This window comes from Chitinophaga oryziterrae, from assembly GCF_009758125.1.
GTDB classification, from domain to species: domain Bacteria; phylum Bacteroidota; class Bacteroidia; order Chitinophagales; family Chitinophagaceae; genus Chitinophaga; species Chitinophaga oryziterrae.
This window is the reverse complement of sequence record NZ_WRXO01000012.1, coordinates 14,939-40,258: the sequence shown is the minus strand read 5'-3', so window position 1 is coordinate 40,258 and position 25,320 is coordinate 14,939. Positions and strand designations below refer to the sequence as shown.

Here is a 25,320-nt window from a genome sequence, read left to right as displayed (position 1 = left end):
ATGCAAATCAGGTACCTATTTATCACGCTGCTGTTAGTACTGGGAACAGTATTAACAAGCTGCCAGAAGAAAATCCGCCCGGGAAATCCCCGGGTACTGGTATTTACCAAAACCGCTGGCTTCCGCCATGCTTCTATCCCTGCCGGTATCAAAGCCCTTCAGAAACTGGGACAGGAAAATGGTTTTGATGTAGATACTACAGAAAACGCTGCCAACTTCAACGAAGATACTTTGCAGAAATACGCTGCTGTTATTTTCCTGAATACTACAGGAGACATACTGGATAATTACCAGGAGGCGGATTTTGAAAGATATATACAGTCGGGCGGTGGTTACGTAGGGATTCACTCCGCTACAGATACTGAATACGACTGGGGATGGTACGGACAACTGGTCGGTGCTTACTTCGATAATCATCCTGCCGGTGTTCATAAAGCCACACTAATAATAAAGGATAAAACATTTCCTGCTACCGTTGGATTGCCTGAAAAATGGGAACATTCCGACGAGTGGTACAATTTTAAAAAGATCAGTAAAGAAACGCATGTTTTAATCACTGTAGATGAGAAAACTTACGAAGGTGGTAAAAACGGTGCTGATCATCCTATCAGCTGGTATCATGATTTTGATGGTGGTCGTGCCTTCTACACAGAGTTAGGTCATACCGATGAATCTTATTCAGAACCAAACTATCTCAAACATATCCTCGGTGGTATCAAATACGCTATCGGTGGTAATGAAACACTGGATTTCAGTAAGGCTACCACACTGCGTGTGCCTGCAGAAGACCGTTTTGCCAAAGATGTACTGGTATCCGGAGAGTTCTTCGAACCTACAGAAATGACCGTTTTACCTGATCTGAATATCCTGATAGCACAGCGTCGTGGAGAGATCATGTATTTCAATCAATCTACTAAGAAATTATCTCAGGCAGGTTTCCTCCGTGTATACTACAAAACGGAAACACCAAATGTGAATGCAGAAGAAGGGGTACTTGGATTATGTGCTGATCCCGACTTTAGTGCTAACCACTACGTATATATTTATTACTCTCCGGCGGATACTTCTGTAAACAGGTTGTCCCGCTTTAAGTTTGAGAATAACGTAATAGATTCATCATCAGAAAAAATAATCCTGCAACTGTATTCACAACGTAATATCTGTTGTCATACCGGTGGTTCTATCGCTTTCGGTCCGGGTGGATTATTATATCTTTCTACAGGTGATAACAGCACGCCATTCGATGAACCCGGACAGAAATACGTGAACAACGGGTATGCCCCATTAGATGATCGTCCTGGTCATCTGCAATATGATGGTCGTCGTACTTCTGCCAACAGTAATGATCTGCGAGGTAAGATCCTGCGTATTAAAGTGGCAGCGGATGGTACTTATTCTATTCCGGAAGGCAACCTGTTTAAACCAGGAACACCTAATACCAGACCGGAAATATTTGCGATGGGAACACGTAACCCTTACCGTATTTCAATAGATCGTAAAAATGGGTTTGCTTATTGGGGTGAAGTAGGGCCTGATGCTAACAATGATGATCCTAACCGTGGCCCCCGTGGTTATGATGAGATCAACCAGGCAAAGAAAGCAGGTAACTTCGGATACCCGATGTTCGTAGGGAACAATTATCCATATCGTTTATACAACTACGAAACGGGTGAAAGCGGTCCTGCATTTGATCCTGAGAAACCGGTTAACAACTCACGTAATAATACAGGTATTAAAAACCTGCCACCGGCACAACCAGCATTCATCTGGTATCCATATGCGAAGTCTCCGGATTTCCCATCTGTAGGTAGCGGCGGGCGTAATGCAATGGCTGGTCCGGTATACTATAATGAGTTATATCCAAAAGAAACCCGTTTACCGGATTACTATAACAATAAGTTCTTCATTTACGACTGGATGCGCGGATGGATCAAAGCGGTTACATTCGATAAGGATAACAACTTCTCCAAGATGGAGCCTTTCATGCCTGGAACCAAATTCAATGCTATCATAGACATGGAAATGGGACCGGACGGCCGCATATACCTGCTGGAATATGGTAACGGATGGTTTAGCAAGAATAAGGATGCTGGTCTTTCCCGTATCGACTACAATGGAGGTAACCGTGCTCCGGTAGCTAACATAGAAGCCAGTAAATTATCCGGAGGATTACCATTTAAAGTAAAACTGAGCGCCAAAGGATCTAAAGATCCTGATGGAGATAAACTCACTTATCTCTGGTTCCTGGGTAATGGTAATAAGAAAGAAACGACTGAACCTGAAATAGAATATACGTTTACGACTGCCGGAGAATATGCGGTAGCTGTAGAAGTAAAAGATAGTAAAGGAGCGGTTACGCGCAGCAAGGGACTTGAACTTTATGCAGGTAATGAAACGCCTGATGTAAAGGTGGATATCACAGGAAATAAAATGTTCTATTTCCCTGGTAAGCTGGTATTCTATAGCGTATCTGTCAGCGATAAAGAAGATGGTTCTACTGCAGATAAAAAGATAGATGTAAATAATATTTTCATCCATGCAGAATATATGGAAGGAAGTGATAAGGCAGCTATTCCTCAGCAGGGCCACCAGATTATTACAGGTGCTATTGCCGGTAAGAACATGGTAGAATCCGGTGATTGTAAAACCTGTCATAAGGCAGATGAAAAATCTATCGGGCCATCTTTCAAACAAGTAGCGGATAAATACAAAGATGATCCTGCTGCTCCTGATTACCTCGCCAGCAAGATCATCAAAGGAGGCAGTGGTGTATGGGGAGAAACAGCGATGTCTGCGCATCCTACATTAACACAGGGAGAAGCGCATCAACTGGTAGAATATATAATGTCTCTTGGCTCAACAGCAAAGAAGCAGGTTTCTCTTCCGCTGGTAGGAACGGTAGATGCCACTAACAACATGCCTGAAAAAGATAACGGCGTGTTATATATCATAGCCAGTTACACTGATAAAGGTGGTCCTGGTATCCGTCCTATTACTGGTAGTGATGCGATCATGTTACGTAGTCCGAAATTACCGGCTGCTGAATTTGATAAATCGGATGGAGTATCTACTTTCGAAATAAATGGTCTGAAGATGCTGATTCCTACTGCCAACGCATGGGTACTTTACAAAAACATTGATCTCACTGCAGTTGCTGGTATCAACATCATTTATTTCTCTCAGGAAGCGCTGCAATATGGTTATGTAGTAGAAGCCTTCCTGGATAAGATGGATGGTACTAAGCTGGGTGAAGTGACAATTGGGCCTGGTGCGAAACCGAAAGCGCCTAACAACGCTATCATTTCCCTCACTACTCCTGTTACAGACGGTCAGCATCATTCACTCTATTTCCGTATTAAAGCCGCTGATGCAAATGAAAAAACATCACTGGGTATCGGATCGTTCCAGTTACAGACAAAGTAAATTTCTATAAATAAAAAAAGCCCCGGCAAATGTGCCGGGGCTTTTTTTATTTATAGAAATTTATTTCTTAGCGACTCTTCCTGCGTAAACATAGTTCGTCATTAATACCGCTATCACAATAAACAATCCGAAGAATTCTCTTGTTTCTTCTATCCATGGTGTGGATGCTTTCATTGTTCCGGCGATATTCTCACCATGATGTTCTATGGCCCAGTCGAGTACTCCTGTTTTATCAAAGAAGAGATAGGCAGCATATACCAGGTAAATAAAAACACCAAACAGATAAGCCTTCCTGTAAAAACGTTTTTTTGCTGCCAGGTAACAAAACAATGCACCATATAAGTAAATGGGCATCCATACGTATGGATCAGGATCATTGTATTGCAGTCCTGCAAAAATGATGAACACGACCACGAAAAAGATGTTAAATATTTTCATAAATAGATTTTATTGGAGATAAGCGAAGATATTGATAAAAGATATACCTTTGCATCCGCATTCCTTATTTATCACTTCTAAAATTAAAGGAATCATGACAGAACGTATTCACATATCGCCCCTTTCGCCCGCTGCCTGAACAGGCAATAATTTCCAATTATAATTATCTGGAATAAGCATTTGTATTGATTTTGATCAATGCCTTTAATTGCTATGCCTGTCAGGTTCAGCCCTGCGCATTAATATAAACATACATTGTTTGTAAGGGGATACTATTGCAAAAAAATCATTTACAATAATATTTATCCGTACCCGCATGGGCAGCATAAAAACAAAGGAACTGAGTAAAATCGGTTACACCAATGACAGGGCAAGAAGCCTCGTCATTAATATTATATCCAAACATTTTAAGCATCATACAAAGGAGCAGTTAATTACGCTTTTAACGAACATCAAAGATGATCCTGCAGCATATGCAGCAGATGAAATAGTAGGTGTCATTGCTGAGACTTTTATTGATAAAGAAGAAGTCTGCAACTTCCGGTCTTTTAGTCTGTTGCAGGAAACCGGGCAGTTAAAGATCTATGGTGCAAAAGAAATAGAACACTCCGCTAAAAAGCAGATGGAGCTGGCAATGTCCCTGCCAATCACAGTGCAGGGCGCTTTAATGCCCGATGCACACACCGGTTATGGGTTGCCTATTGGTGGTGTATTAGCGACTGATAATGCAGTGGTGCCATACGCTGTAGGTGTAGATATTGGTTGCCGTATGGCGTTATCTGTTCTTGATGAAGGAGAGAGTTTTCTGAAACGTTATTCTCATCAGATAAAAGTGGCGATGAAAGAGTTTACGCACTTCGGTAATGAAGGCGCGCTGGAATTCCCACAGGAACATGCGGTATTAGATAGTGATGCTTTTCAATCTACGGAGTTGTTGAAAAAACTACAGGCAAAAGCTTTGCGTCAGTTGGGTTCTTCCGGTAGTGGCAATCACTTTGTAGAATTTGGGATGATCACATTGGCAGCAGATAATTCACTGGGGCTTCCGGCTAAAGATTATCTCGCACTGCTCTCGCATTCCGGTAGCCGTGGGCTGGGAGCAAACATCGCGCAGCATTATACTAAAATTGCGATGGATACCTGCAAACTGCCCCGTGAAGCGCAGCAGCTTGCATGGCTGGATTTGAGCAGCGAAGCAGGGCAGGAGTACTGGATCAGTATGAACCTGGCGGGAGATTATGCCAAGGCCTGTCATGAGCGGATTCATGCCAACCTGTTGAAAGCACTGGGTTTACAAAGCCTGGTAACAGTAGAGAACCATCACAACTTTGCATGGGAAGATACACTGTCTGATGGCAGAAAAGTGATTATTCACCGCAAAGGGGCCACACCGGCACATGCCGGGGAATGGGGGATTATCCCGGGTAGTATGACTACCGCCGCTTACCTGGTAAAAGGTAAAGGAGTGGATAATGCGTTGTTCTCTGCTTCACATGGCGCAGGCAGGGCGATGAGCAGAAAACGAGCGAGGGAAAACATGACAGCGTCCGGATTAAAGAAAATGCTGTCTGATGCCGGAGTAACACTCATTGGTGGCAGCGTGGAAGAGAATCCGCTGGCATATAAGGACATTGAAAAGGTAATCGCTGCGCAACAGGAGCTGATTGCTGTGGAAGGGCGCTTTTTGCCCCGTATTGTAAGAATGAACAAAGAGTAAATCATGGACAAGGTAATCATACAGATCACATCGGGCAGAGGCCCTGTAGAATGCTGCAGGGTGGTTGCCCGTGTGACTGAATTAATGCTCAGAGAAGCAAAAAATGCCGGTATAGAGATAGCTGTACTGGAAAGTAAAAAGGGCGATATAAACGGTACCTTGTTATCCGCTACGTTGCTGGCGGGTGGCAAGCAATTGGCCCCTTTTATAAAAGAATGGGAAGGAACTGTTCAGTGGATAGCACAAAGCCCTTACCGTAAATATCATAAGCGTAAGAACTGGTTTGTGGGCGTAGCTTTTTTTGATGTAAAGAAACAGTTGCAATGGAATGTCAATGACGTAAAGTTTGAGACTTGCAGGGCTTCTGGTCCGGGTGGACAAAACGTCAACAAAGTAGAAACAGCGGTAAGGGGGATTCATCTCCCTTCAGGAATACAGGTAATGGCAATGGACAGCCGTTCTCAGTTACAGAATAAGAAGCTTTGTATTGAAAGGCTGGAGGCCAGGTTTATGGCCTGGCAAACAGAGAAGCTGGTAGCGCAGCAGCAAAGTCAGTGGCAGGAACATAATGAGCTGGAAAGAGGAGGTGCTGTAAGGACGATCTCAGACAAACTTTAAAATTCCCGGTAATGACCCAGGTTTGATTATATAATCTTCGCTCCAGATGTTGTTCATCATAAATACACCTTATCTGACGTGAATATTAGGTGAAGTTAAATTGAAAAATAAATCCTGAGTCCATATTCCAAAGCTACATCAGAGAACTAAACAGTCAGATGCAGGGTATTTATGATGAACAACATCTGCCAATCTATCTACATGTTATAACATTCAAACTGGATCACTGCCAGATTCTCTTTTTAATTAACACCGCAGAAGTGATTTCTGCGGTGTTTGTATTCCCCGGTAATGATACTCTTCCATCCAATTGTGATAAAAAATTATCACAAGTCTTGTATTAATTAAACGAATGTGTTACCTTAACGCCCTGTTAACAGTTAAACTTTTAACTCGTTTGAATAACCAAAATCAGATTCCATGAACTCTTAAAATTTTGATGTTAGCACGTATGAAAAAACACTGTATGTAGTAAAATTCCAACTTTTATATGATAGCCCGGAATTGTTTAATGCATTGAAATTGCATTGATTAACCAGTAGCTTGGAAGTATATTTTTTAGCCCAGTTAAGACCCTGATCAGGATTTGACCCGGTACTGTTTGCTGTGCCTGTATCCGCCGCCCCGGCTGAAACAGGCCAGGAAGAGGCCATTTATTTAACCAAAAAAAACGATTCACGTTATGAACAAGCACGTCTACCGCACGGTTGCGTGGTGCTGGCTGTTGTTATTTATTGCCGGCAGCGCATTAGCCCAGACAAAATTTTCGGGCAAAGTCACGGACGAAAAAACAGGGAACCCCCTGCCTGGGGTGACTGTCGCTGTCAAAAATTCCAACAGGGGAACTGCCACGGATCCCGGTGGAGCCTTTTCTCTCCAGGCTAAAAAAGGAGAAACCCTCGTATTTTCATTTGTAGGTTACGCACAAAAAGAAGTCCAGCTGGGAGATGCATCCCAGGTGACTGTAATACTAAGTGAAAAAGTAGGATCACTGGATGAAGTAGTGGTAACAGGTTACGCTACACAACGTAAAAAAGACCTCACAGGAGCGGTATCTGTTGTAAATGTAGATCAGATCAGCAGACAACCCACTGCACAGGTAAGTAACCAGTTACAGGGCCAGGTATCCGGTATTACGGTACTGGGGTCTGGTCAGCCGGGTAAGGAACCACAGGTACGTATCCGTGGTGTGAACACCTTCGGTAACAATACTCCGCTGTATGTAATAGATGGAGTGCCAACACAAAATATTGTAGACCTTAACCCTTATGATGTTGAGACCATGCAGGTACTGAAAGATGCAGGTTCCGCTTCTATCTATGGTGCAAGAGCTGCCAATGGGGTGATCATCGTTACTACCAAAGCCGGTAAGGTAGGGAAAGGAAAAGTAAGGGTAACTTATGATGCTTATTATGGTACCCAGCGTCCAAAAAGCGGGAATGTCTGGCATCTCCTGAATCCACAGGAATCCGCAGATCTCAAATGGATGGCATTGAAAAATACAAATCCTAATGTTGTTTATAATGATGGATTGTATGGTAGTGGCGCTACTCCCGTATTACCTGATTACATCGCTCCGGGTGGTTTACATGAAGGAGATCCTGGTGTGAACCCGGATTTGTATAATGTAGATCCAAACTATAAAAATGCATCAGACCTTGATGGATTTTACCGTATTACCAAAGCAAATAAAGGTGGTACTGACTGGTTCCATGAAATCTTCAAACCAGCTCCCATTACCAGTCATAACGTATCTGTAAGCGGTGGAAATGACCAGGGCGCTTATTACCTGTCTTTCTATTATTACAATCAGCAGGGTACTTTACTGAACACTTACCTGAAACGTTATTCTATCCGCTCCAACAGCCATTTTAATGTAAGTAAGAATGTGCGCATAGGAGAAAATATGGAGTTTTCTGTGATCGATAATCCACAGATTACTGACTTAGTGGAAGGTAGTGCGATCGGTATGGCATTCCGTGAACAAAGCATCATTCCCGTACATGATATCAAAGGCAACTTTGCAGGTTCATTTTCGTCCAATGGTGCACAGTTAGGGAATGCACGTAACCCGGTAGCCATACAGGACCGTACACGTAATAACAGGGGCCTTGGCAACCGTTTGTTCGGTAATGTATACGGAGAAGCGGACATCCTGAAACATTTCACTTTCCGTACAAGTTTCGGTGGTGAAATATTCTCTGCTTCCACACATTCGTTCATTTATCCCGAATACGAAAACTCAGAGAACAATAAAGTAAACTCTTATACAGAAGGCGCCAGTTCAGGGTTTAACTGGACATGGACCAACACTCTCTCTTACCATCAGAATTTTAACAACCTGCATGATATTAAAGTCGTAGCAGGTACAGAAGCATTTGATAACAGGGGCCGCACAGTTACAGGTACTACACAGGGGTATTTTATTTTCGATCCTAACTACACAGGTTTATCTACCGGTACCGGTACTGTAACCAGTGGTAGTGGCAGATATTCTGATGGATTGTTTTCTATCTTCGGTCGTTTGGATTATAGTTTCCACGATCGCTATCTCTTAGGTGCTGTTATCCGTAGAGATGGTTCCAGTAAATTCAGCTCTAACTTCCGTTATGGCTGGTTCCCGGCCGTAAGTGCCGGATGGCGTATCTCCCAGGAAAACTTCATGAAAGATATTTCCTGGATCTCCGATTTAAAGATCAGAGGAGGATATGGTGTGATGGGTAATCAGCTGAATGTGGAAGCATCCAATGCATTCACACAATACGGTCTGAATAAAGGCTCCTCTTTTTATGATATCACCGGAACACCAGGTACACTTACTTCAGGTTTCCTGAAAACACATATTGGTAACCCTAATGCCAAATGGGAAAGCAACATCAACTCTAACATAGGTATTGATGCAACGCTGTTTAAAGGTAAACTGGAAATCAGTGCAGATTATTACAAGAAGAAAGTAAAAGATCTGCTGTACAAACCAGAGATCTCTGCTACAGCCGGCAGACAGGACCCTCCTACTGTGAACATTGCAGAAATGCAGAACCATGGTATAGACCTCTCTGTCTTCGCAACAGGTATCAACCTTGGTAAAGACCTGGTGTTGAAAGCCAATGCAACTTTCACTACTTATAAGAATAAGATCGAAAGTATCTCTTCTGATGCTCCTTATTTCGACCAGGAATCACGTCGTTTTAATGGTAGTTTCATTATCCGTAATGCAGTCGGACAACCTATTTCCAGCTTCTACGGATATAAAGTAGCCGGGTTCTTTAACAGTGCTGATGAAGTAAATCAGCTGAATATTCAGGCACAGAAAGCGACTAACAATCCAAATGCAGTGTATCAGACACAACTTGGTGTAGGCCGTTTCCGTTATGCAGATACAAATGGCGATGGTATCATCACTGAAGCTGACCGTACCTTCTTAGGTAACCCTAATCCTGATTTCAGTTATGGATTAAACCTTGAACTGGATTATAAGAACTTCGACTTCACGGTGTTCTTCTATGGTGTACATGGTAATGAGATCTGGAATCAGGTTCGCTGGTGGACAGACTTCTATCCTTCTTTCGCAGGTGCAAAAAGTAAAACAGCTTTGTATGATTCATGGAGACCGGATCATATGAATGCAAAAGCGCCTATCCAGGAAAACGATGGTACATTCAGTTCAAACACAGTACCTAACTCATTCCTGGTAGAAAATGGTTCTTATCTCAGGGCAAAGAATATGATGCTGGGTTATACACTTTCTCCGGCTTCATTGAAACGCGTTGGTATTGAAAAATTCCGCATCTATGTACAGGCTGCCAATTTATTTACCATTACCAAATACACTGGTATAGATCCTGAAATTACAGGTGGTACTACCAACTTTGGTCTGGATGAAGGGGTTTATCCAAATCAGCGTCAGTTCCTGGTAGGTGTAAACGTTGCTTTCTGATGAATGTTTAAAACTTTTTACAATGAAACTCATAAGATCTAAATACATATTCATCGTCTCAGTGATCACCGCAGGTCTGTTACTGGACGGATGTAGTAAAAGTTTCCTGGAACGTGCCCCCCTGGGTACACTAACATCAGGGGATGTTTCCAGTAAGGATGGTATCAATGCATTACTGATTGGTGCTTATGCGGCACTGGACGGTCAGCAGGATGGTGTTGCAGCGATCGGGGGGGGTAACCCCTGGGAAGCCGCGCCCAGTAACTGGATTTACGGTAGTGTAGCGGGAGGTGACGCACACAAAGGTAGTGATGCGACTGACCAGCCTCCTGTAAGTCAGATCGCTACCGGTCAGTTCGATGCGAGCAATGGTTTCTTCAACACAAAATGGAAAGTATTGTTTGATGGTATTGTTCGTATAAACAATATCCTGGCATTATTACCAAATGCTGTTGGGATGACTTCCGCAGAAAAAACGGAAGTAAAAGCAGAAGCGCGTTTCCTGCGCGGACATTATTATTTCGAACTGAAAAAGATGTTCGGTAAAGTGCCCTGGGTAGATGAAACAATGATTGTTGATTACAAACAACCCAACAATGTTGACATCTGGCCAAAGATTGAAGCAGAGTTCCAGTTTGCATCAGATAGTTTACCCGGAACACAATCACAGGTAGGCCGTGCGAACAAATGGGCAGCGATGTGTTATCTGGCTAAAACATACGTATTCGAAGCAAAATATGCAGAGGCGAAAGTTTTGTTCGATAAGATCACTGTATCTGGTATGACTTCTAACGGTCTCCCATATGCATTAACTCCCCGTTTTGAAGACAACTTTGATTCTGATACAAAAAATAAATCTGAATCTGTATTTGCTATCCAGATGGTAGCGAATGACGGAACAGGAGCAATCTCGAACGCTAACCAGGGAGAGATGCTGAACTTCCCTTATAATAGTCCGTTTGGCTGTTGCGGTTTTTATCAGCCTACACAGGAACTGGTAAATTCTTACCGTACTACTGCTGCTGGTTTGCCTTACCTGGATGATTATAATAGTCATGCAGTGAAGAATGATATGGGTATATTATCTACAGAAGCATTTACTCCTGATACTGATCCGGTAGACCCACGTCTCGACTGGACAGTGGGTCGTCGTGGTATTCCTTATCTCGACTGGGGTAATCATCCTGGCCGTGCATGGGTACGTGATCAGACTTATGCAGGACCTTATGCACCTAAGAAAAACGTGTACTGGCAGTATAACCAGGATAAGTACAAAGATGCAAACTCCTGGGCTCCGGGATCTGCTATCAACATTAATCTGATCCGTTATGCAGATGTACTGTTGCTGGCTGCAGAAGCAGAAGCCGGGTTGAATAATCTGGATGCCGCAGAAGGTTATGTAAACCAGGTGAGGGTACGTGCAGGTAATTCTCAGACAAAAGTCTACAAGTATCTCAATGATGCCACCCCTATGGGAGGTTTCTCTACCACACCTGCTGCTAACTACGTAGTGAACCCTTATCCTGCAGGTGACTTTGTTGCACAGGGTAAAGATTATGCGCTGAAGGCGATCCGTTTTGAGCGTAAGCTGGAACTGGCAATGGAAGGACAACGTTATTTCGATATTGTACGCTGGGGTGTTGCCAATACTACCTTAACAGCATTCTGGAGTTATGAATCCCAGATAACTACTGACCTGGCAGGTGCCAAGTATATTTCACCGCGTAATGATCATTATCCTGTTCCACAAAGACAGATAGATCTTAGCTTCAAAAACGGAGCGAAGACGCTTGAACAAAACGACGGGTACTAAAGATTTGGTTGAGTGATGAATACCGGGTGACGGATTGCGAACGATTTCGTTCGTAATTCGTCATTCCTCTTTATATTTATGCCATGCCTGATTCAGTAAATCTGCCACCTGAAATAATTGCCAGTCAAACTGAGAATCTTGAAAAAATGATAATAAATAACGATATTTGGGTAACGATTTTAAGTCAAAGTGAGTATGATGGAAGATAAAAAAGTATATACCGACGAACGATTTGAAAAGATCTTACAAGGCATAAAAAAGGCCCGGAAGAAGCTGGTGGAAACCAGTGCTGCTAATAACGAAGATCTTGTAATAAGTGATAAAGATGGTAATGTGAAAAGAGTGCCTGCGAAAGATTTACTACAAGGCCTTGAATAGGATGCTATCGTTAAGTTTGTTTCCCCAATAAACTAAGATTCCACTAAAGCATTTCTAACTGCTATATTTTGAAATCACTACCCTTTCTTTCGCTGATTTTCCTCATAGCCTGTAATCCCCGTGAACCTCACGAAAAGGGAAAAGCGCTCGCCACTAAATACTGCGGTAGCTGCCATTTACCGGTGTCTCCGGCATTGCTGGACAAAGATACCTGGACAAAGCATGTTCTGCCGGCAATGGCCCCTAAAGTGGGCATTGGGGTATGGCATGGTGACCAGTATTATCCTGCTGCTCAAAAAGGGGCGGTTAGTTTTGAAGAATGGACAGAGATCGCCGCATATTATAAAGATTTAGCTCCGGATAAATTATCACCTGTCAATAAACCTTTAGAGGAAGATAGCAGCACCTTCAGTATACAACTACCTGTCTGGCTTGAATACAAATCAACGACAGCTACTACCACAATGGTTTCTATCCACAATAAAACGATCTATTCTTCCAGGGATGAAGCAGCCGCTATGTGGACATGGGACCAGCAATTAAAGCCAACCATTGGTATGAAACTGGAGTCTGCCGCAGTGGATATGGACTGGGTAACAAATGATACCGCCTTACTTACCTGTATAGGTAATTTAAGAGCAGTAGATGCCCCTAAAGGAACATTATGGAAATTCGTTCCGGGTGCAAAGGAGAATGAACAGGTGCAGACGATCGGATTGGGGTTGCCCCGCCCGGTACAAAGCCTGGCTACTGATTTCAATAAGGATGGGAAAATGGATTACCTGGTTTGCGGATTTGGCCACAACTATGGCGGGCTGTATATTTTGCAACAAAAAGCGGATGGTGACTATGATAAGCACTCTGTGTGGGAAGTTCCGGGAGCCATTCATGCTGTAACAGGGGATTTCAATAATGACGGCTGGCCGGATATTATGGCCCTGTTCGCCTATGCTGATGAGGGTATCTGGTTATTTTTGAATGACCAGAAAGGAGGTTTCCAGTCAAAAAATTTACTACGCTTCCCGCCTGTGTACGGTTCTACCAGTTTCCAGGTGGTAGACTGGAATAAAGACGGTAAGCCGGATATCCTGTATACCGCCGGAGATAACGCAGATTACTCCATGATACTCAAACCTTATCACGGAGTATATATCTACCTGAATAAGGGGGATTTTACATATGAGCAAAAGTATTTCTATCCCATAAATGGTTGCACCAAAGCCTTTGCAGCAGATTTTGACAATGATGGAGACCTGGACATCGCAACCATCGCTTTTTTCGCAGATTTACAACATCAGCCGGCAGAGAAATTTATCTGGTTGGAGCAAACAAAGGACTTACAATTCACGCCAAGAGCAATTAAGAACCTGGGAAAGGAAGGACGATGGATCTGTATGGACGTGGGAGATTTTGATGAGGATGGGGCGCCGGATATTGTACTGGGGAATTACTCCCGGGGGTTCATTATACAGGATAATTTCAAGCCCGACTGGAATACCGGTCAGCCCATTGTTTTATTAAAAAACAATACTATTTTTAAACATAGTATTGTTCGCTAATAGGATTTAACGTAAGGGATCACAGTTGTAACAAATAAATTCCTATCTTGCAGTAGAACAACAGGCAAAATCTATGCTGCTAACGGCGCGTAACCCATTTAGCTATTGTTTTTCCTGAGTACTTAATGAATTTCAAGGCAATATACCTGCAAAGGATATGTTGTTTTTTTATAATACTCCTGATTGAACTAATCAGGTTTTAGAATGGCGGAAGGAGAGGCACATTGTGCCTCTCTTTTATTGAATACACCTTCTGTAATAGTTTAACGCTTGTTTAAACCATATTCTCCTAACTTTAGCCCGGAATTAATCAGCTGTGAGATGGACGCTATATACCACTACGACAGGAATAAGATAAGTACATTACTATATTCTATTATACAACAGAATAGTAATCAACAGGTACAGGAATGGCTGCAACAGCAAAAAAGTAAACTGGAAGAATCAAATGCTACTCAGCGCTTCTACGGTACGTTTACTGCTATCCCGCGGTTTACCGGGAAAAACAGCATTCCTGATACGACAATACCGGGGTTTTTCATACACGGTTATACGTTAGACAGGCTCGCGCGTATGTGGTGGTTATTGCAACTTCCCACAGAAAATAAAGATCAGTACATACAAACTATAGAAGGTCTCTTCGGGGCCGCAGACATGAATGAGCAGATAGCCCTGTACGGCGCATTGCCATTACTGGCCTGGCCGGAAGAGTGGAAACTGCGTACCGCAGAAGGTATCCGCTCCAATATAGGCCCGGTACTGGAAGCCATCATGCTGCATAATCCTTATCCGGCGGCTTACCTGGAAGAGGCTGCCTGGAACCAGCTGGTAATGAAAGCGATCTTTACAGATAAACCTATACACCTCATCACAGGACTGGATAAACGCGCAAACAGGAAATTAGCAGATACACTGAGGGATTATGCCCACGAACGCTGGGCAGCAGGCCGTACTGTAAATCCCTTGTTATGGCGATTGATCGGCCCATTCATAGATGAGGGATCTTTCCCGGATATAGTAAGGGTCTGGCATTCAGAGAATAGCGTAGAGAGGGATGCCGCCGCACTGGCCTGTGCCGCCAGCACATATGCTCCCGCACAACAATTAGTAAAGGAAATATCAACCACTACATTAAGCTGGGATTCCGTAGCTGCCCGTATAGCATAAACGTGTATCACACCTTCAATGTATATAATGTAAAATTGCAGAGAATCGTAAAATTGAACTGACATGTGTTGTAGTCATGAGTTAACAGAAAAAAATTTACAGCCACTTACCGTTAATCCGGCTTTCCTGGAAAGAATTAAAGGTATGCGGTTCTTTGATCCGCATATACATATGACATCACGTACTACCGACGACTACCAGGCTATGGCAGACGCGGGTATTGCAGCTATTATAGAACCTTCATTCTGGCTGGGACAGCCACGTACCGGTATTGATACCTTCCGGGATTACTTCAACAGCCTGATAGGCTGGGAACGTTTCCGCGCTTCACAATTCGGTATCAAACACTACACTACGATAGGTCTCAATTCAAAAGAAGCCAATAACGAAAAACTGGCGGAAGCAGTGATGGAAATACTGCCGCTTTTCGTATATAAAGAGGGGGTAGTTGGTATCGGTGAAATAGGCTTCGATGATCAGACTCCCGCGGAAGAAAAATATTACCGCGCACAGCTGGAACTGGCTAAGGAAGCAGGTTTGCCCGTACAGATCCACACACCGCACCGCGATAAAAAGAAAGGTACCCAGCGAAGTATGGACATAGCCATCGAACATGGACTGGACCCTCGCATGGTGATCGTAGACCATAACAATGAAGAAACCGTACAGGAAGTATTAGACCGTGGTTTTTGGGCCGCATTTACCATTTATCCATTTACTAAAATGGGTAACGAAAGAATGGTAGAAGTAGTAAAGCAATATGGAAGCGAGCGGATTATGATCAATTCTGCTGCCGACTGGGGTATCAGTGATCCCCTGGCGGTGCCGAAAACGGCTGCTCTCATGCACGAAAGTGGTATTGACTTGAATGACATTCATTTGGTAACTTTCCGCAATGCTATATCTGCCTTCGCACAAAGTGGTCAGATCAATGAATCAGATTTTGAAGCGGTAAAAGAAATAGATCAGAGTCTGAAGTTTAACGGAAGTACCGTGCTGAGAGGTGGTCAGCAACCAAGACGGGATAATCTGTCTAATATTATCAAATAACAGCAATTACGACTTACGACCTATGCACATTGCCGATGATTCCAATGGGATTGATATCACTATGCCGTAGGTCGTTCATGTAGAAAACCCGTATGCCCGGTGAATTATATAATTAGCAAATTGTTAGGATACTTACGTTTAATGCGCCCCGCCAATATACTTACTGCCATAGCAGATATACTGGCCGGAATCGCAATTTCCGGTTTCCTGGGGGTGGCGGTCGCGAATTACCTTGATCACCTGTTGCCTGTAATATGCCTTTGCCTGGCTACCATAGGCCTTTATGGTGGTGGAGTTGTACTAAATGATGTCATGGATGCCAGGCTGGATAAAATAGAACGTCCCGAACGCCCTATCCCCAGCGGACTCATTTCCGGCACACAGGCCATTGTGCTGGGTAGCTACCTGTTACTGGTAGGTATACTGGCCGCATTTACCGTAGGCCGCATCACAGGTTTCCTGGCGTTAGGCATCACTGCCTCCGCCCTTTTCTATAATAAATGGGGGAAACATCAGTCCTGGGGACCCGTAAACATGGGGTTATGCCGGGGCCTGAACCTGTTAATGGGTATCAGCATCGTGGTACCGGCATTGATCAGTTACTGGTGGATGGGATTGATCCCGGTGCTTTACATCGCCGCTGTTACAACTATCAGCAGGGGAGAGGTGCATGGGGGAAATACGCGTACCCTGCGTTTTACAGCAGTATGTTATGCCATCGTTTACTGCACTATGCTGGTGCTGGCAATTGTCAACGGCCATATCTGGGAAGCGGTCCCTTTTATCATATTATTCGCATTTATGATCAATTATCCGCTGTTTAAAGCGATGAAAGCCCCCTCAGGGCCTAATATCGGGAAAGCAGTGAAAGGAGGGATTATCGCACTGATTGTGATGAATGCCGCCTGGGTAGCCGCTTTTTCTTCCCTGCCACATGCCATGCTGGTACTGATATTACTGCCTGTTTCGATATTGCTGTCTAAAGCTTTTGCCGTTACGTAATAACATTATATGCCGTCATTACGTTTACTATAAGCGAAGGTCCCGTTTGTAGCAATAATTTTGTATTTTACAGGATACAGGTCCAATTTTTTTCAGGTTATACGAATCAACCGTCATGCAGCAACTTCAACAATCTTTTAGTGTAAATTACTCCTACGGAGTGTTTTTTACCAAACATCTTTTCGAGCTTACCAATCCGTATCTGAGAGATTTTTTAGCCAGCCAGGTTGCTCCCGGTTATACTAAAAAAATCCTGGTGATAGCAGATGAGGGCGTCATCAGTAAACATCCTGCTCTTCCGGAACAGATAGAAACATATTGCGCTATCATCAGCGGCTTTCAGCTGGCTGCCCCGGTGATCATCATTCCCGGCGGAGAATCCGTTAAAAACGACGAAGCGCTTTTTTATAAACTGGCAGATACTATTGATCAATATGGTATCGACAGACATTCCTTTGTAATTGCCATTGGCGGTGGCGCTGTACTTGACTTAGTAGGATTTGCAGCAGCAGTATCTCACAGAGGAGTACGACATATCCGTATACCCACTACCGTACTTTCGCAAAACGATTCCGGAGTAGGAGTAAAGAATGGTATCAACTACAAAGGAAAGAAGAACTTCCTGGGCACGTTTGCACCACCCGCTGCGGTATTCAACGACTCACATTTCCTTACTACGCTGGATATAGAAGACTGGCGTTCCGGTATTGCAGAAGCCGTGAAAGTAGCGCTCATTAAAGACGCTTCTTTCTTCGACTGGCTGGAAATGAATGCCCTGCCGCTGGCAGAAGGCAATCTGCCTGCTATGGAGACGCTGGTATACCGCTGTGCAGAATTGCACATGCAACATATCGGCGGCGCCGGAGACCCGTTTGAAAGCGGATCTTCCCGTCCGCTCGACTTTGGGCACTGGAGTGCGCACAAGCTGGAACAACTTACCAATTTCTCGCTGCGTCATGGAGAAGCGGTATCCATCGGGATGGCCGTAGACAGCGTTTACGCTTCTTTGTTAGGTATGCTGGATAGTACTGCCGCCTCACGTATCGTTCGCCTGTTAGAGCAACTGCAGCTGCCAGTATACCACCCCCTGCTGGAAATGCAGGACGGTATGCCTTCTGCTGTTATCAAAGGCCTCCAGGAATTCCGGGAACACCTGGGAGGCCGCCTCACCATCTGCCTGCTGAAAGCTATCGGACAGGCAACAGAAGTACATGAAATGGATGTGGCCCTGCTGAATAAGGCCGTTGAAAACATAAAAAGCAGATATGCAAATAGCTAACAGCCATCTGACCTATTGCACCAACATACATCCCGGAGAAAACTGGGCAGCACACTTTGAACAGCTGCAACAGCATATCCCTGCCATAAAAGCCCGCGTATCACCTGAAAAACCTTTTGGAATAGGACTGCGCTTATCTAATACCGCCAGCCTGGAACTGAGTAAGGAACCTGCGTTGAATGCCTTCAAAGCATGGCTGAAAGAGCATGATTGCTATGTGTTCACTATGAACGGATTCCCTTATGGAGGTTTTCATCATACGGTGGTAAAAGACCAGGTACATACTCCCGACTGGACCACTCCTGAAAGAGTCGCGTACACCATGCGGCTGTTCCGTATCCTCGCCGCTTTGCTGCCTGATGGCGTGGAAGGGGGGATCTCTACTTCTCCGCTTTCCTATAAGTTATGGCATGTGCGCTGTGAAACAGAACGTGATGCCATCATGGAAAACGCTACGCTGAATATGTTGCAGATAGTGCAGCAACTGATAGGTATTCACCGTAGTGGCGGGCCTTTCATGCACCTGGACGTAGAACCGGAACCAGATGGTATGCTGGAGAATTCAGCAGAATATGTCCGCTGGTTCTTCGACTACTTACTGCCTGCTGCTATTCCTATGCTGGTGGATAAATTCGGTTTTACGGAAGAAGAAGCCGCAGAAAAAGTAAAAGCACATATCCAGCTGTGTTATGATGTTTGTCATTTCGCATTAGTATACGAATCCCCGGCAGCAGTGCTGGAAACCATGCGCCAGTACGGTCTCCGTATAGGTAAGCTACAAATCAGCGCTGCTCTTAAAGCCATACTGCCGGAAGCCGGCATAGAACGGGAAGTGATTGTCAACGCCTTCCGTACATTTAATGAACCTACTTATTTACACCAGGTAATTGCCCGTACAGCTACCGGTTACCTGCATTATCCTGATCTGCCGGAGGCAATTTCAGATGCAGATAATACTGCTGTCAAAGAATGGCGTTCCCATTTTCATGTTCCGGTATTTATCGGCCAGTACGGTCTCTTGTCTTCTACACAAACAGACATCCGGGAAGTACTGCAGTTACAGGTAAAACAACCTTTTACGCCACACCTGGAAATCGAAACATATACCTGGGACGTATTACCCGCTGATCTTAAATTGCCAATGGACCAGTCAGTTTCCCGCGAGATGGAATGGGTATTACAACAGTTGGAATTTTGAAGTGGGAATTATAGCTTTGATCACAGTTTTCTAACAGTATCACAACATGAAAAAAACAGTTGTCATTGATGTGGTAGGACTTTCCTCCTCCCTCATAGGAATGCATACCCCTTTTTTACAGCAGTATGTTAAGCGGAATCATGTTACTACTGTTAAACCAATGGTACCCGCTGTCACCACCGCTGTACAAAGTACTTATATCACCGGTCAATGGCCCGCCGAACATGGTATCGTAGGCAATGGCTGGTACGATCGCGTTGATTGTGAAATAAAGTTCTGGAAGCAGTCGGATAAACTGGTGGAAAGTGCGAAAATATGGGATAAGGCCCGCAAATTGGACCCTTCTTTTACCTGTTCTAAAATGTTCTGGTGGTACAATATGTATTCCTCTGCGGACTTCTCTGTAACACCTCGTCCTCAATATTTATCAGACGGACGTAAAATGCCGGACTGCTATTCGCACCCTGCTTCTTTACGTGATCATCTGCAGAAAGAACTGGGTACGTTCCCGTTATTCCAGTTCTGGGGGCCGGGCGCCAATATCCGCTCTACGCAGTGGATCGCAGATGCGTCTATGCTTACCGATGATCTTTATGATCCTACTTTAACGTTGATATATCTTCCGCATCTGGATTATTGTTTGCAAAAATTCGGACAGGATCTTACTAAGATCAGTAAAGAACTGAATGAGATTGATGGCGTATGTAAACAACTGGTAACGTTCTACGAAAAGAAAGGATGTGAAGTGATCTTACTGTCTGAATATGGTATTACTAATGTGAATCACCCTGTACACTTAAACCGTATTTTCCGTGAGAATGGATTGATTGCCGTGAGAGAGGAGAGAGGCCTGGAAATTCTTGATCCTGGGGCTTCCAAAGCATTTGTAGTAGCAGATCATCAGATCGCACATGTGTATGTAAATGACCCTGCAAGTTATAAAAAGGTGCGCACTATTGTGGAAAATACGCCCGGAGTGCAACTGGTATTAGATCGTGAAGGCAAGCGTAATCATAATATGCATCATTCCCGTAGTGGCGAATTAATACTCGTGGCAGATGCTGATAGCTGGTTCACTTATTACTACTGGATGGATGATGCTAAAGCACCTGACTTTGCGCGTCTTGTAGAGATTCACCGTAAACCTGGTTATGATCCTGTTGAGATGTTCATGGACCCGGCGGATCCGCTGATCAAGATGAAAGCGGGCTTTAAACTGTTAAAGAAGAAGCTGGGCTTCCGCTACCTGATGAATGTTATTCCGCTCGATGCTACGCTTATTAAAGGCTCTCACGGGCGTTTGGAAGAGAACTCCGCTTATCAGCCGCTGATGATTACGAATAAGCCGCAGGCGGGTGCACAGGTCCAGGCAACGGACGTGTATCATGTGATATGGGATGCGCTGACAAAATAATTTTCCTATGGCCGGCTTATTGTTAAACTACTTCCGTAAATAACAATAAACAACATGAGAAGATTCATCTTACTACCTGTAATTCTCCTGATTCCCATTACTTCTTTTGCGCAGGATACTTCTTTCCTGCGCAATTATAATACTGAACGTATCCGTACTACCAAAACAGCTATGCTTGTTTTAGGGGGCTGGGGAGCGGCTAACGTTGCTGTGGGGCTTACCGGCAATAGCCGGACAACCGGGCAGACTAAATACTTTTACCAGATGAACGCTATCTGGGGTGCTATTAACCTTGGCATTGCCACTGCCGCTTATTTCGGGAAACGCCGCTTAAATGAAGACTGGCAGGGGAGTATAAAGGAGCAGCATAAAATAGAGAAGATTTACCTTGTTAATGGAGCATTGGACATTGCTTATATTGCCGGAGGCCTGCTTATGCGTGAGCATGGGAAAAACAAGCAGCCTGGAACAGGGCAGGACAGATGGAAGGGATATGGGGTTTCTTTTGTGGCTCAGGGGGCGTTCCTGTTGTTATATGACGGTATCAACTTTACGATTCATCATCAACATGGAAAACAACTCTTCACTAAGTTTAATGAACTGCAATTATCAGTAGCACCCGGAGGAGTATCTATGGTGTATAAACTCTAACCCCTACACCCATAATAATTATCTATAGTATATCAGCTGATTTCAATGCATTCAAAACATAGATTTACTAGGCTAAGTAGGCTATAGGAGCCTCTTACGCCCGCCTGTACAATCTATAACCACAGGTTATCTTCCATAACTTTAAGTGATCTCCTGATTTTTGTCTACCCCCGGCTAACACAGTACTTTTGAACTGTCCTCTGAGAAGGATACCTGTAATTTCAACGCCTGCAATAAAACCAACCACATAAGTATCGCTATTACCATCGGGCGTGCTTAGAGTATTATGATCGCATTATTAGAAAATACGAATTACCTGGCCATTCTATTTATCGGGCTGATAGTAGGATATTTATCCGGACTTCTTGGGAAAGGAGGAAGTGCTGTAAGTACACCCGCCTTACAGATCTTTGCCGGGGTAAACCCGTTCTTTGCACTCGCATCTCCACTGCCGGCAGCTATTACCAGTACTATTTCGGCAACAACCGTATACAGTAAAGAGAAGTTATTCAACAGGCACGTCATTACGATGGGTGCATTGTTCGGTATACCAGCCACCGTAGCCGGTGCTTATTTCAGTAAATACCTGCCCGGGAAGACATTAATGATCCTCACCGCGGTGTTCATTGTTTCTATTGGGGGAACCTTGCTGATATCCTTCCTGAAAAAAGACCATGAAGAAAATGAAGTTGTTTGTAAAACAGAATTTAACAACTGGTTACTGATAAGCGCCGCATTAGGTATCGGCTTATTATCCGGGTTGTTAGCGAATGCAGGAGGGGTGTTATTCAGTTCTTTCTTCATTAAGAAGCTCAGGATGCCTATCAAACAGGCGCTGGCCTGTTCTATCGTATTATCTGCCTTATTATCGGTACCAGGCGCATTGACACACTGGTATCTGGGTCATATAGACTGGAACATAGCATTACTGCTGTCTCTTACTGCTATCCCGTCTTCTTACTTAGGAGCTAAGACGGCCATCAAAATGAAATCACCTTTATTGGAAAAGATTTTTGCCTGTACGTTGGTGGTGTTTGGGATCTATGATATTATCTATACTGTCCTGGGGTAATCAATAAAATGCCTGACGCTGCCAGCGTAGTGTGCTACAATTCTACAATAAGCATGAGATGTGCATTTACACCCGTTGTTTTAAGATTTGTGTCTGTTCTTCCGGAGGTAGTGTACTAACTACGAGATCATAAGCGTGCTGCAATAATGATTGCAGTTCGATCACCGGTAATGTTTCCAGTTGCTTTATCTGAATCCAGTGGTAACGTGCAAGATAAGGCGCCGGAACAATCCCCGGATGTGAAATAAGACGGTGGAAGTCTTCCAGACGGCATTTGATGGACACCTGGTGCGGAGGTGTTTTAGACACCATGCAGAATAGTTTTTCTCCTACGAAGAACCGGAGATCATCATCCCACTTTTCCTCCATGGAAACAGCAGGAAATGCAAGGCAGTAATTAAGGGTCATGTCAAACATAATACTGACAGCTTTTTGATGTTAAAAAATTACTTGCAGGTGGAATGTATAAAAGCTTCGACTATATGGTTAAGATTTTTGATATGTCGACTTGAGTCAAGAGTTCCCTGAAATATTTATTCCCACTATAAATTTAAGTATCTTTTATCAAAAAGGGTGCGTATTTTATTGTTAAATATCATTAATAGTTGAGGCCAGTGGAAGAGCTGACAAAAGTCACTTTTCCACTGGCCTCCTAAATCGGTTTACTACTTAAATCTCCTTGCCATTTTCTCTTCGAGCACACTTAAGGGTACACATCCGTCTCCCAATAACTCATCGTGGAAATCTTTGATGTTGAATTTATTCCCCAGTTGTTGCGCATATTTATTCCGCAATTCGCGGATTTTCATTTCCCCTATTTTATAGGAAAGCGCCTGAGCGGGTATCGCCATATAACGCTCTATCTCAGCAGTAGCTTCCTGCTCGCTTAGCGGCTCGTTATCCAGCATGTATTTAATTGCCTGTTCACGGGTCCAGCCTTTGCTGTGCAGACCAACATCCACTACCAGGCGGATAGCCCTGTGGATCTCATCGCCGAGGCGACCAAAATACATGTATGGGTTGGTGTATAAACCCAGTTCCTTACCCAGGCTTTCACAATACAACGCATATCCTTCTCCGTAGGCGCCTATCCAGTTAAATCGGCGGAATTTAGGCAGGGAATCGTTTTCCTGCTGGATAGAGATCTGGAAGTGATGACCGGGGATAGCCTCATGTAAGAATAAACACTCCATACCGGTATAGCCAAACTCTTTTGGATTGAGGATAGGTACGTAGAAAACTCCCGGGCGGGTGCCGTCTGCACTACCCTGCATATATTCAGCGCTGGCGGAAGCGGCGCGGAAGGCTTCGGTTTGTCTTACCTCAAAGCCGGTCCTGGGCAGGTGGCCGTACATCTGCTCTACCCTGGGCATTATCTTATCCTTTATAGCCCTGAAGGAGTCCAGCACCTGACCAGGTGTACTGAAGATCTTAAACTGTTTATCAGTACGCAGGAAGTTGAAGAAAGCAGGCAGGTCGCCTTTAAAACCGGTACTCGTTTTCACGGTTTCCATTTCCCCCCTGATGCGGGCCACTTCTTTTTCGCCGGTAGCAAAGATTTCATCCGGAGTGAGAGTGGTAGTCGTCCAGGACCTGATCAGGTAAGCATACCATTCCTTACCGTTAGGAAGGCTATCAAGTCCGCTGCTGGTACGAGCCTTAGCAAGGTATTCAGATTGAAGGAACTGTTTCAGTTTTGCGTAGGAGGGCAATACGTATTGCTCTATGGTAGCAGTGTATTCGTTTTTCAGTTGCAAACGGGCATTGCTGTCGAGGGCAGCTGGTAATGTCTTCAGCGGTGCGTAGAATACATTGCCGGTGTCTTTTTTAGACAGATCGGCCATTTGCGGGATCATCTTCACCACCAGTGTTTTGGGCAGCACATAACCGGTAGCCATGCCTTTGCGCATATTTACGATAGCTGTGTCCGTCCATTCGGCAAAGGTTTTCATACGATGTATGAACTTTTCATAATCTTCTTTGTTCTTAAACGGCTGCGCTCCTGTACCTGACCCCAGTTGAGGCAAAGTGAGGGTCATACCCCAGAACTGCTGAAAAGGCATCAGGTTATCCGGAAAGCGCAGACCTTCTTTACCAATAGACACTTCCCGCAAGAGCATCAGGTAGCTGATAAGGTCGTTCGGCGCTAAAGATGCGGTATCAATCCCCTGTAAAGATTGCAGGTAGCGGGTATAAAAACTATCCAGCCGCTGCCGGAAATGTTCACTGATGTCGATCTGCAAAAGTCCATCGTACTGATGTTCGCCATTCATTGTGGCATCCAGCGGAAACAGGAGCATCTTTTCATCATAATAATGCTGAACGATGTGATGCAGTGAATCTGTACCATTCCCGCTTTGTTTGGCCATATTGGTACAGGCGGCAAACGAAAGGGTAAACGCCAGTAAGAGAAGGCGGTTTTTAGTTAAACTCATGATTGTGAATTGATAAATTAAGGTCGTATTAACAAAAACTACAACTTGCTAAAAATAAAAAAACACTCCGAAGAATCGGAATGTTTTATATAGAACAGTGAACAATGAAAACTCTTTAGGGGGCAATAGCCCGGTGGTACTGTAAAAGGGTCGATTCTCACATAAGCAT

Annotated in this window: 18 protein-coding genes; 15 read left to right on the top strand and 3 right to left on the bottom strand. The window is 44.1% G+C overall.

All coding sequences use genetic code 11. From position 1 onward, the window contains the following. Window positions 1–3,423: a ThuA domain-containing protein gene (locus GO495_RS28770; protein ID WP_157303406.1), complete on the top strand. Its 3,423-nt coding sequence runs from the start codon at window positions 1–3 to the stop codon at window positions 3,421–3,423. Between the two features lie 60 nt (window positions 3,424–3,483). On the opposite strand, the gene GO495_RS28765 is transcribed toward GO495_RS28770, so the two are convergent. After that, window positions 3,484–3,861, bottom strand: coding sequence for a transmembrane 220 family protein (locus GO495_RS28765; protein ID WP_157303405.1), 378 nt, complete (start codon window positions 3,859–3,861; stop codon window positions 3,484–3,486). Window positions 3,862–4,177: 316 nt separating this feature from the next. Between GO495_RS28765 and GO495_RS28760 the strand changes: the two genes are divergently transcribed. The 14 genes from GO495_RS28760 to GO495_RS28695 all read left to right on the top strand — a co-directional run bounded on the left by GO495_RS28760 (window position 4,178) and on the right by GO495_RS28695 (window position 22,716). Continuing rightward, the gene (locus GO495_RS28760) at window positions 4,178–5,578 is read left to right on the top strand and encodes an RtcB family protein (protein ID WP_157303404.1); all 1,401 of its coding nucleotides are present in this window, start codon (window positions 4,178–4,180) and stop codon (window positions 5,576–5,578) included. 3 nt (window positions 5,579–5,581) lie between these two features. Beyond that, window positions 5,582–6,196, top strand: a complete 615-nt coding sequence (prfH, locus tag GO495_RS28755; RefSeq protein WP_157303403.1) for a peptide chain release factor H — start codon at window positions 5,582–5,584, stop codon at window positions 6,194–6,196. A 682-nt stretch (window positions 6,197–6,878) separates the two neighbouring features. Beyond that, window positions 6,879–10,133 (top strand): SusC/RagA family TonB-linked outer membrane protein, encoded by a 3,255-nt coding sequence (locus GO495_RS28750; RefSeq protein ID WP_157303402.1) that lies wholly within the window; start codon window positions 6,879–6,881, stop codon window positions 10,131–10,133. 22 nt (window positions 10,134–10,155) lie between these two features. After that, window positions 10,156–11,946: a RagB/SusD family nutrient uptake outer membrane protein gene (locus GO495_RS28745; protein WP_157303401.1), complete on the top strand. Its 1,791-nt coding sequence runs from the start codon at window positions 10,156–10,158 to the stop codon at window positions 11,944–11,946. A 195-nt stretch (window positions 11,947–12,141) separates the two neighbouring features. After that, window positions 12,142–12,324, top strand: a complete 183-nt coding sequence (locus GO495_RS28740; RefSeq protein ID WP_240915368.1) for a hypothetical protein — start codon at window positions 12,142–12,144, stop codon at window positions 12,322–12,324. Between the two features lie 68 nt (window positions 12,325–12,392). Next, a complete protein-coding gene (locus tag GO495_RS28735; protein WP_157303400.1) occupies window positions 12,393–13,883 on the top strand; it encodes an FG-GAP-like repeat-containing protein in 1,491 nt (496 codons plus the stop codon). 321 nt (window positions 13,884–14,204) lie between these two features. Further along, window positions 14,205–15,050 (top strand): EboA domain-containing protein, encoded by an 846-nt coding sequence (locus GO495_RS28730; protein ID WP_157303399.1) that lies wholly within the window; start codon window positions 14,205–14,207, stop codon window positions 15,048–15,050. 63 nt (window positions 15,051–15,113) lie between these two features. Beyond that, window positions 15,114–16,100: a TatD family hydrolase gene (locus GO495_RS28725; RefSeq protein WP_157303398.1), complete on the top strand. Its 987-nt coding sequence runs from the start codon at window positions 15,114–15,116 to the stop codon at window positions 16,098–16,100. Window positions 16,101–16,241: 141 nt separating this feature from the next. After that, the gene (gene eboC, locus GO495_RS28720) at window positions 16,242–17,102 is read left to right on the top strand and encodes a UbiA-like protein EboC (protein WP_157303397.1); all 861 of its coding nucleotides are present in this window, start codon (window positions 16,242–16,244) and stop codon (window positions 17,100–17,102) included. A 115-nt stretch (window positions 17,103–17,217) separates the two neighbouring features. Then, a complete protein-coding gene (locus tag GO495_RS28715; RefSeq protein WP_157303396.1) occupies window positions 17,218–18,381 on the top strand; it encodes a 3-dehydroquinate synthase in 1,164 nt (387 codons plus the stop codon). Continuing rightward, on the top strand, window positions 18,368–19,579 hold the full coding sequence (gene eboE, locus GO495_RS28710; RefSeq protein WP_157303395.1) for a metabolite traffic protein EboE: 1,212 nt from the start codon (window positions 18,368–18,370) through the stop codon (window positions 19,577–19,579). Before GO495_RS28715 ends, eboE begins: the two co-directional genes overlap by 14 nt. Before the next feature lie 46 nt (window positions 19,580–19,625). Next, window positions 19,626–20,993 (top strand): alkaline phosphatase family protein, encoded by a 1,368-nt coding sequence (locus GO495_RS28705; RefSeq protein ID WP_157303394.1) that lies wholly within the window; start codon window positions 19,626–19,628, stop codon window positions 20,991–20,993. 54 nt (window positions 20,994–21,047) lie between these two features. After that, window positions 21,048–21,644: a DUF6992 family protein gene (locus GO495_RS28700; protein WP_157303393.1), complete on the top strand. Its 597-nt coding sequence runs from the start codon at window positions 21,048–21,050 to the stop codon at window positions 21,642–21,644. 286 nt (window positions 21,645–21,930) lie between these two features. Further along, complete coding sequence (locus tag GO495_RS28695; protein ID WP_157303392.1) at window positions 21,931–22,716, top strand: sulfite exporter TauE/SafE family protein; 786 nt, start codon at window positions 21,931–21,933, stop codon at window positions 22,714–22,716. Window positions 22,717–22,782: 66 nt separating this feature from the next. Here the strand turns inward: GO495_RS28695 and GO495_RS28690 are convergent, their stop codons facing one another. After that, a complete protein-coding gene (locus GO495_RS28690; protein WP_157303391.1) occupies window positions 22,783–23,124 on the bottom strand; it encodes an MmcQ/YjbR family DNA-binding protein in 342 nt (113 codons plus the stop codon). Between the two features lie 257 nt (window positions 23,125–23,381). Then, window positions 23,382–25,151 (bottom strand): DUF885 domain-containing protein, encoded by a 1,770-nt coding sequence (locus GO495_RS28685; RefSeq protein WP_157303390.1) that lies wholly within the window; start codon window positions 25,149–25,151, stop codon window positions 23,382–23,384. Window positions 25,152–25,320: the final 169 nt, after the last annotated feature.

Excerpts from the sequence above, each read along its gene's own strand:
- GO495_RS28770 (WP_157303406.1), top strand. The coding sequence starts at position 1 with ATGCAAATCAGGTACCTATTTATCACGCTGCTGTTAGTACTGGGAACA.
- GO495_RS28765 (WP_157303405.1), bottom strand. The coding sequence starts at position 3,861 with ATGAAAATATTTAACATCTTTTTCGTGGTCGTGTTCATCATTTTTGCA.
- GO495_RS28760 (WP_157303404.1), top strand. The coding sequence starts at position 4,178 with ATGGGCAGCATAAAAACAAAGGAACTGAGTAAAATCGGTTACACCAAT.
- prfH (WP_157303403.1), top strand. The coding sequence starts at position 5,582 with ATGGACAAGGTAATCATACAGATCACATCGGGCAGAGGCCCTGTAGAA.
- GO495_RS28750 (WP_157303402.1), top strand. The coding sequence starts at position 6,879 with ATGAACAAGCACGTCTACCGCACGGTTGCGTGGTGCTGGCTGTTGTTA.
- GO495_RS28745 (WP_157303401.1), top strand. The coding sequence starts at position 10,156 with ATGAAACTCATAAGATCTAAATACATATTCATCGTCTCAGTGATCACC.
- GO495_RS28740 (WP_240915368.1), top strand. The coding sequence starts at position 12,142 with ATGATGGAAGATAAAAAAGTATATACCGACGAACGATTTGAAAAGATC.
- GO495_RS28730 (WP_157303399.1), top strand. The coding sequence starts at position 14,205 with ATGGACGCTATATACCACTACGACAGGAATAAGATAAGTACATTACTA.
- GO495_RS28725 (WP_157303398.1), top strand. The coding sequence starts at position 15,114 with ATGTGTTGTAGTCATGAGTTAACAGAAAAAAATTTACAGCCACTTACC.
- eboC (WP_157303397.1), top strand. The coding sequence starts at position 16,242 with ATGCGCCCCGCCAATATACTTACTGCCATAGCAGATATACTGGCCGGA.
- GO495_RS28715 (WP_157303396.1), top strand. The coding sequence starts at position 17,218 with ATGCAGCAACTTCAACAATCTTTTAGTGTAAATTACTCCTACGGAGTG.
- eboE (WP_157303395.1), top strand. The coding sequence starts at position 18,368 with ATGCAAATAGCTAACAGCCATCTGACCTATTGCACCAACATACATCCC.
- GO495_RS28705 (WP_157303394.1), top strand. The coding sequence starts at position 19,626 with ATGAAAAAAACAGTTGTCATTGATGTGGTAGGACTTTCCTCCTCCCTC.
- GO495_RS28700 (WP_157303393.1), top strand. The coding sequence starts at position 21,048 with ATGAGAAGATTCATCTTACTACCTGTAATTCTCCTGATTCCCATTACT.
- GO495_RS28695 (WP_157303392.1), top strand. The coding sequence starts at position 21,931 with ATGATCGCATTATTAGAAAATACGAATTACCTGGCCATTCTATTTATC.
- GO495_RS28690 (WP_157303391.1), bottom strand. The coding sequence starts at position 23,124 with ATGACCCTTAATTACTGCCTTGCATTTCCTGCTGTTTCCATGGAGGAA.
- GO495_RS28685 (WP_157303390.1), bottom strand. The coding sequence starts at position 25,151 with ATGAGTTTAACTAAAAACCGCCTTCTCTTACTGGCGTTTACCCTTTCG.